Origin of the sequence: Streptomyces ossamyceticus, assembly GCF_001418475.1 — a bacterium.
Lineage (GTDB): Bacteria > Actinomycetota > Actinomycetes > Streptomycetales > Streptomycetaceae > Streptomyces > Streptomyces ossamyceticus.
In genome coordinates, this window is sequence record NZ_LIQX01000696.1 from 1 (window position 1) to 6,430 (window position 6,430).

Annotated in this window: 6 protein-coding genes and 1 pseudogene; 3 read left to right on the forward strand and 4 right to left on the reverse strand. The window is 73.1% G+C overall.

Features of this window, described 5'->3' with window-relative positions:
* Positions 1-284 precede the first annotated feature (284 nt).
* The 3 genes from AOK15_RS36830 to AOK15_RS36840 form a co-directional block, all read right to left on the reverse strand.
* Entirely contained in the window at positions 285-1,163 is an 879-nt protein-coding gene (locus AOK15_RS36830) for an aminoglycoside phosphotransferase family protein (RefSeq protein WP_055522954.1), read from the reverse strand.
* A gap of 144 nt (positions 1,164-1,307) precedes the next feature.
* Positions 1,308-2,279 carry a zinc-binding dehydrogenase gene (locus AOK15_RS36835; RefSeq protein ID WP_055522956.1) on the reverse strand — a complete coding sequence of 324 codons (972 nt, stop codon included), beginning with the start codon at positions 2,277-2,279 and terminating at the stop codon, positions 1,308-1,310.
* Positions 2,280-2,330: 51 nt separating this feature from the next.
* Entirely contained in the window at positions 2,331-3,533 is a 1,203-nt protein-coding gene (locus AOK15_RS36840) for an FAD-dependent oxidoreductase (RefSeq protein WP_055522958.1), read from the reverse strand.
* 180 nt (positions 3,534-3,713) lie between these two features.
* On the opposite strand from AOK15_RS36840, the gene AOK15_RS36845 reads away from it, so the two are divergent.
* Positions 3,714-4,382 (forward strand): pentapeptide repeat-containing protein, encoded by a 669-nt coding sequence (locus AOK15_RS36845; protein ID WP_205632288.1) that lies wholly within the window; start codon positions 3,714-3,716, stop codon positions 4,380-4,382.
* A 21-nt stretch (positions 4,383-4,403) separates the two neighbouring features.
* On the opposite strand, the gene AOK15_RS36850 is transcribed toward AOK15_RS36845, so the two are convergent.
* A complete protein-coding gene (locus AOK15_RS36850; protein ID WP_055522962.1) occupies positions 4,404-4,904 on the reverse strand; it encodes a hypothetical protein in 501 nt (166 codons plus the stop codon).
* Between the two features lie 37 nt (positions 4,905-4,941).
* On the opposite strand from AOK15_RS36850, the gene AOK15_RS36855 reads away from it, so the two are divergent.
* On the forward strand, positions 4,942-5,949 hold a 1,008-nt coding region (locus AOK15_RS36855; protein WP_240508766.1), incomplete at its 3' end, for a gluzincin family metallopeptidase.
* A gap of 2 nt (positions 5,950-5,951) precedes the next feature.
* Positions 5,952-6,394 (forward strand): annotated as a pseudogene (locus AOK15_RS47940) (M1 family aminopeptidase); the annotation flags it as partial.
* Positions 6,395-6,430 lie beyond the last annotated feature (36 nt).

Sequence of the window (6,430 nt, forward strand, 5' to 3'; positions counted from 1 at the left end):
GGCCTGCGCCGACGCGGGGGTGAGGGCGAGGCCGAGCAGGAGGAGCGCGGCGGTGAGCAGGACGGATCGTGCCGGTCTCATGGGGGGCTCCTGGCGGTCGAGGGATCGACGGAGGGCGGGCACTTCGTGCCAGTGGTGCCAGTCGTGCCAGTGGTGCCGGTATTGACGGTGGTGCCGGTATTGACGGTGGTGGCGGTCAACTAGAAGGAAACCTTCCTAACGAATATGAGTAGCGGTTGGTCCGGACCTTTGCAACAGGTGTGACGGGACCAACCCAGGGGCGTTCAGCGCAGTCGGCGGGCGATCTCCAGGTCGTCCGGCTGGAGGGCGCGGCCCTCCTCGATGTCCCACAGGGCGTTCTGGAGGACGCGGGCGAGCGTCCAGGCTCCGGCCCGCCGGCGGTCCAGGCCCAGGACGTCGGTCATCGCGTCGAAGCGCCAGCGGACCTCGGCGGGGTCGAAGCGGTTGTCGAGGGCGGGCCAGAGGTCGAAGCCGGGGTCGCCGGCGAGGGGCTTGGGGTCGATGGCGAGCCAGGGGGCGCGGTCGGCGGCCAGGACGTTGTCGAAGTGCAGGTCCCAGTGGAGGAGGCGGTCGCCGGGCTCGTCGAGCACCTCGCGCAGGGCGGCGGCGCAGTCGGCGATCAGTCGGCGGTCCCCGGGGTCCGCGATCCGGGCCAGCACCGCCGGGGTCCGCTCCAGCATGCGGGCCCCGATGTCGGACAGACGCCGCAGGCCCTCGGGGGCGGGCGTCGCCGTCAGGTGGGCCAGCAGCCGGGCGATGACCAGGACGGCCTTGCGGGAGTCCGGCTCGTGGGACAGCATCCGGGCCGGGTCGAGGCGTTCGAGGAGCATGGTGCCCGTGCCGTCGTCGTACCGCAGGAGCCGTACGGCCCCGTCGCCGTCCCAGACGCGCAGGGCGACCGGCTCGCCCTCGCTCTCCTCGTCGAGGATCTGCAGCTTGAGGACGGCCGGGGTGCCGTCGGCCGCGCCGACCACGGGGACGACCAGGGCGCACATGCCGTGCAGGGGGGTCCCGTCGAGGCGCAGCCCCCAGCGGCCGAGGAACTCGGCGGTCAGCCCGGGAAGCCCGGCGACGAACCGCCGGCCCGCCGCTCCGTTGATCTCCGACTGCGTCTCGGCCAGTGCCTCCGGAACATCGATCACGTGGGCGACCCTACGCGCGCGGCGGCGCGGACTCCCTTGAGTTCCCGGGCCTCGGAGGAGTCGGGATCGACGGAATCCAAAGGAGACAACGCCCGTCGGCAGGGGTTCGCGGGGCCGGGCGGTGGCTGGGGTCGCTGCGCGTCGTCATGGCTCCAGGACCACCTTGCCGGTCGTGCCCCGGTTCTCCAGGGCGCGGTGGGCCGCGGCCGCCTCGGCGAGGGGGAAGCGGTGGACCGCCGGGGTGAGGCGTCCGGCGGCGGCTTCCGCCAGGGCGCGGAGTTCGAGGGTGCGGATGGGGTCGGGGCCGCCCGCCCGGCGCCGCATCTCCTCGCCGAGGACCGACTCGGTGACGCCTTCGACGACATACGGTCCGCCGCCCCTGATGCCGTTCGCGGACCAGCCGAAGACGAGGTGCCTGCCGCCGGGCGCGAGGAGCGCGACCGACTCGCGGGCCACCTCGCCGCCCACACCGTCGAAGACGTACGTGACCTTCCCCCGGTACGCGGCGGCGCGCTCCGGCCAGGCGGGGTCCGTGTAGTCGAGGGCGAGGTCGGCGCCGTTCGCCGCGACCCGGGCCGTCTTCGCGGGGCCGCCGGCGAGGCCGATGACCGTGGCGCCCGCGTTCCTGGCGTACTGCACGAGCAGGGTGCCGATACCGCCGGCGGCGGCCGGGACCAGGACCACGTCGTCGGGGCCGAGGTCGGCGAAGAGGACGATTCCCATCACCGTACGGCCCGTGCCGATCATGGCGACGGCCTCGGCGAAGTCGAGGTTCTCCGGGATCTCGTGCAGCCGTTCGACCTCCGTGACGGCCAGCTCGGCGTAGCCGCCGGGCGCCCAGCCCAGGTGGGCGGTGACGCGCTTGCCGAGCCAGGACTCCGGGGCACCCTCGCCGAGGGACTCGACGACCCCGGCCACCTCGCGGCCGGGGATCGTGGGCAGCAGCGGCGCGGGCCCCGGCCCCTGCTGTCCCTCGCGCAGGGCCGTGTCGAGCAGGTGGACGCCGGCCGCGGCGACGGCCATACGGACCTGGCCGGGGCCGGGCTCGGGGTCTTCGGTCTTCTCGTGGGTGAGGTTCTCGGCCGGGCCGAAGGCGTGCAGGCGGATCGCGTGCATGGAGGGCTCTCCCTAGGGTCTGCGCTTCGCGTGTGACCCCAGCCTTCGACCTCAAGCATGCTTGAGGTCAAGGGAGTTCCGCCGACGTCGGCCGAGGGCGAGCGAGACGGCCGCGAGGGCGCTGTTGAACGACACTTCCGACAGCACGCCCGGCGCCGCGACCCGGTCGCCCGCGAGGAACACGCCGTCGCCCCGGTCCACGGCCGGCCGGTCGCGCCAGCTGGTGCCGGGCAGATCGACCGCGCCCGTACGACCGTTCGAGGTCGCCTCGCGCCGCCAGGTGACCCGGTCGCGCCAGCCGGGGAACCCCAGGTCCAGCAGATGCTCGCCTCGGGCCACCCCGTCCGCCCGCGACTCGTGCGGCGCGATCGGGAACTGGCCCTGGAGCAACTGCTCACCGGCCGGCGCGAGCGTGCGGTCCTGCGCGGTGAACCGCTCGATCCAGCCGGGCGCGTCCAGGTCGGAGACCGCGAACGCGTCGCCCCGGCGCGTCCGCAGGGCGAGGTCGAGCAGCGCGGTACGGCCGCTGGGCCAGGTCAGTGAGTCGTCGCACAGCAGACGGCGGGCGGCGTCCAGGGAGGTGGCGACGATCACCGGGCCGGGGCGCGGGCCGCGTACGTCGTCCAGGCAGTCGACCCGGCTGAGGGTCTCCATGCGCACGCCGAGGTTCCAGGCGCGGGCCGCCATCCGGTCGATGACGCTCGCCCAGCCGCCGCGCGGGTAGTGCGCCTCCGGGGGCAGCTTCGTGGCCCGGCGCAGCCGTTCCTGCACGAACGCGGCGGACAGGGCGCCCGGGTCGTGCTGGAACACCGCGACCGCCGCGTAGTGGGCGGCGGCCCGCGCGGCCTCCTCGCCCGCCTGCTCGGTCGCCCAGGTGAGGAAGTCGACGTCGACCGGGGCACGGCCGCCGGTCCGGCGCGGCCGCAGCAGCCTCAGCATTCCGAACGGCGGGGTACGGCGGAGGACGCCTTTGTGGTGCAGCCGCAGCCGGGACGCCTCCAGCGCCGGGAGCGGGGCGAGCGGCCCGATCAGGTCGCGGCGGCTGAGCCAGGTCCAGTGGGGGCCGCCGTTGTAGAGCGCGTGCGGTCCCTCGTTCGTCCGGTACGGGCCCTGTGCGGTCCGGGCCCGGCCGCCGAGTGTGTGGTGCGCCTCGTACACGGTGACCCGGGCGCCCGACTCGGCGGCCGTGATCGCCGCGGTGAGGCCGGCGAAACCGCCGCCGACGACGGTGAGGTGGGTGGACGTGCGCTGCATGGTTCGGGCTCCCTCGCGTCGGTGCCGGTGTCTGCGCGTACGACGGGGCGGGGGACCGGAATGTGACATGGGCGGCCGGGTGTCCCGCCCGGGTGAGGTCTTCGCAGGTCAGGCGTTGTCAGCGGCGTTGTCAGCGGCGTTGCCAGGGGCGTTGTCAGTGGCGGGGTGCAGGATGAGGGCATGGTGCGGGCGAAGTCGGTGGTGAAGGGGGCGCGGCGACCGGAGGTGCGGTTGCCCGCGCTGGAGGCGTACGAGGGCGGAGGGCTGGAGCCGGACGGGGACTACGACGGGCTGGAGTTCCGCGAGCGGGACCTGGCCGGGCAGGACGGCGGGGGCGCCCGGTTCATGGACTGCGCGCTCACGGGCTGCGCGCTGGACGAGACGCGGCTGCACCGGGCCCGGCTGCTGGACTCCGTCCTCACCGGCATACGAGGGGTCGGCACCGACCTCGCCGAGGCCACCCTCCGTGACGTGGAACTGGTGGACGCGCGGCTCGGTGGCGTGCAGTTGCACGGGGCGGTGCTGGAGCGGGTGCTGATCCGCGGCGGCAAGATCGACTATCTGAATCTGCGCGAGGCGCGGCTCAAGGACGTCGTCTTCGAGGACTGTGTCCTCGTCGAGCCGGACTTCGGGGGCGCACGGCTGGAGCGGGTCGAGTTCGTCGGGTGCGCGGTGAAGGGCGCCGACCTGAGCGGGGCGACCCTGAAGGACGTCGACCTGCGCGGCGCCGCCGCGGTGGAGATCACCCGCGGGGTGGAGCGGCTGTCGGGGGCGGTGATCAGCGCGGCGCAGCTGATGGATCTGGCGCCGGTGCTGGCGGTCGAGATGGGGATCAGAGTGGAGGGGTGAGGGGCCCGGCCTCGTGCGGGCTCAGCCGAGCCGGGGGAAGCGGGCCTGGAGGGTCCAGATCGCCGGGTTGTCGGCGAGGTCCTCGTGCAGGTCGCACAGGTCGGCGACGAGGTCGTGCAGGAAGTCCCGTGACTCTCGGCGGAGTTCGCTGTGGGAGAAGGTGAGCGGGGGCTCCTCGCCCGGCATCCAGTCGGACTCGATGTCCACCCAGCCGAAGCGGCGCTCGAAGAGCATGCGGTCGGTCGACTCGGTGAAGTCCAGCTCCGCGTGTTGCGGCCGGGAGGCGCGGGAGCCCGCGGGGTCCCGGTCCAGCTGCTCGACGATGTCGCAGAGCGCCCACGCGAAGTCCAGCACCGGCACCCATCCCCAGGCTGTGGACAGTTCCCGGTCCTCCTTGGTGTCGGCGAGGTAGACATCACCGCAGAAGAGGTCGTGCCGCAGCGCGTAGACGTCGGCGCGGCGGTAGTCCGTCTGCGGCGGGTCCGGGAAGCGGTTGGAGAGGGCGTAGCCGATGTCGAGCACGTAGGCGATGGTGCCATGTCCCCATAGGATCTTGGACATGTCCCGATCCTTACCGGTTGTCCCTGCCGCGCTGCTCGCCACGGCCCTGACGTTCACCCTCACCTCCTGCACGGACGAGGGGGCGGGACCCGGCACCGTCGGCACGCGCGGTACGGCCGGCCTGGGGGACCCGTACTTCCCGAAGCTCGGCAACGGCGGCTACGACGTCACGCACTACGCCCTGACCCTCGACGTGGACATCGAGCGGGGCAAGGACCGCGACGACCACGAGGACCATGTCGACGGGAAGGCCGTCGTCACGGCCCGGGCGAAGCAGGACCTCAGCGCCTTCGACCTGGACCTGAAGGGCATGGACGTCGAGTCCGTGACCGTCGACGGCGCCGAGGCCCGGTGGAAACGGAAGGGCCAGGAGCTGATCGTCCGGCCGGCGCACGCCCTGGAGAAGGGGAGGACGTTCCGTACGACGGTGCGTTACTCGGGCGAGCCGCGCAGGATCACCGACCCCGACGGCTCCCACGAGGGCTGGCTGCCGACCGCCGACGGGGCGCTCGCGCTCGGCGAACCGACAGGCTCGATGGCCTGGTTCCCCGGCAACCACCACCCCTCGGACAAGGCGACGTACGACATCACCGTCACCGTCCCGCAGCGCCTCCAGGCCGTCTCCAACGGGGAGTTGCGCCGCGAGTCGACGAAGGACGGCCGTACGACGTTCGTGTGGCGCTCGGCCGAGCCGATGGCGAGCTATCTCGCCGCGCTCGGGATCGGCGCGTACGAGATCCGGCGCCCCGCGGTCGGCGAGAAGAAGCCGCCGGTCTACATAGCCGTGGACCCGGAGGAGGCCGAGGGCAGCCGCGAGGTCCTCGACGAGATCCCGGACATCATCGACTGGGCGGAGATCAACTTCGGCCCGTACCCCTTCTCCTCCACCGGCGCGATCGTCGAGCGGGAGGAGGACGTGGAGTACGCGCTGGAGACCCAGAACCGCCCGGTCGTCCCCGGCGCCCCCGACACCGGCCTGCTCGTCCACGAGCTGGCCCACCAGTGGNNCGCCGAAGAGCTGGCGGGACATGTGGCTCAACGAGGGCTTCGCCACGTACGCGGAGTGGCTGTGGCAGGAGGACCACGGGGGCGACAGCGCCCAGGAGAACTTCGACGCGCTCTGGGAGGGCGACTACTTCGACACCGACGAGGCCGACAAAGGGGTCTGGGCGTTCCCGCCCGCGGAGCCGCCGAGTGCCGAGCACATCTCCGACAGCCCCGTCTACGAGCGCGCCGCCATGGTCCTGCACAAGATCCGCCAGGCCATCGGCGACGACGCCTTCTTCGACCTCCTCAAGGGCTGGGCGACGGCCCGCCGCCACGGCAACGCGAGCACGGCGGACTTCACCGCGTACGCCGAGAAGCACGCGGAGAAGACGGCGCCGGACGCCGACCTGAAGCCGATCTGGGAGGAGTGGCTGTACGGGGAGGGCAAGCCGAAGAAGGCGTGAGGCCGGGGCCGAGGGCTGACGCCGGGGGCTGAGGGC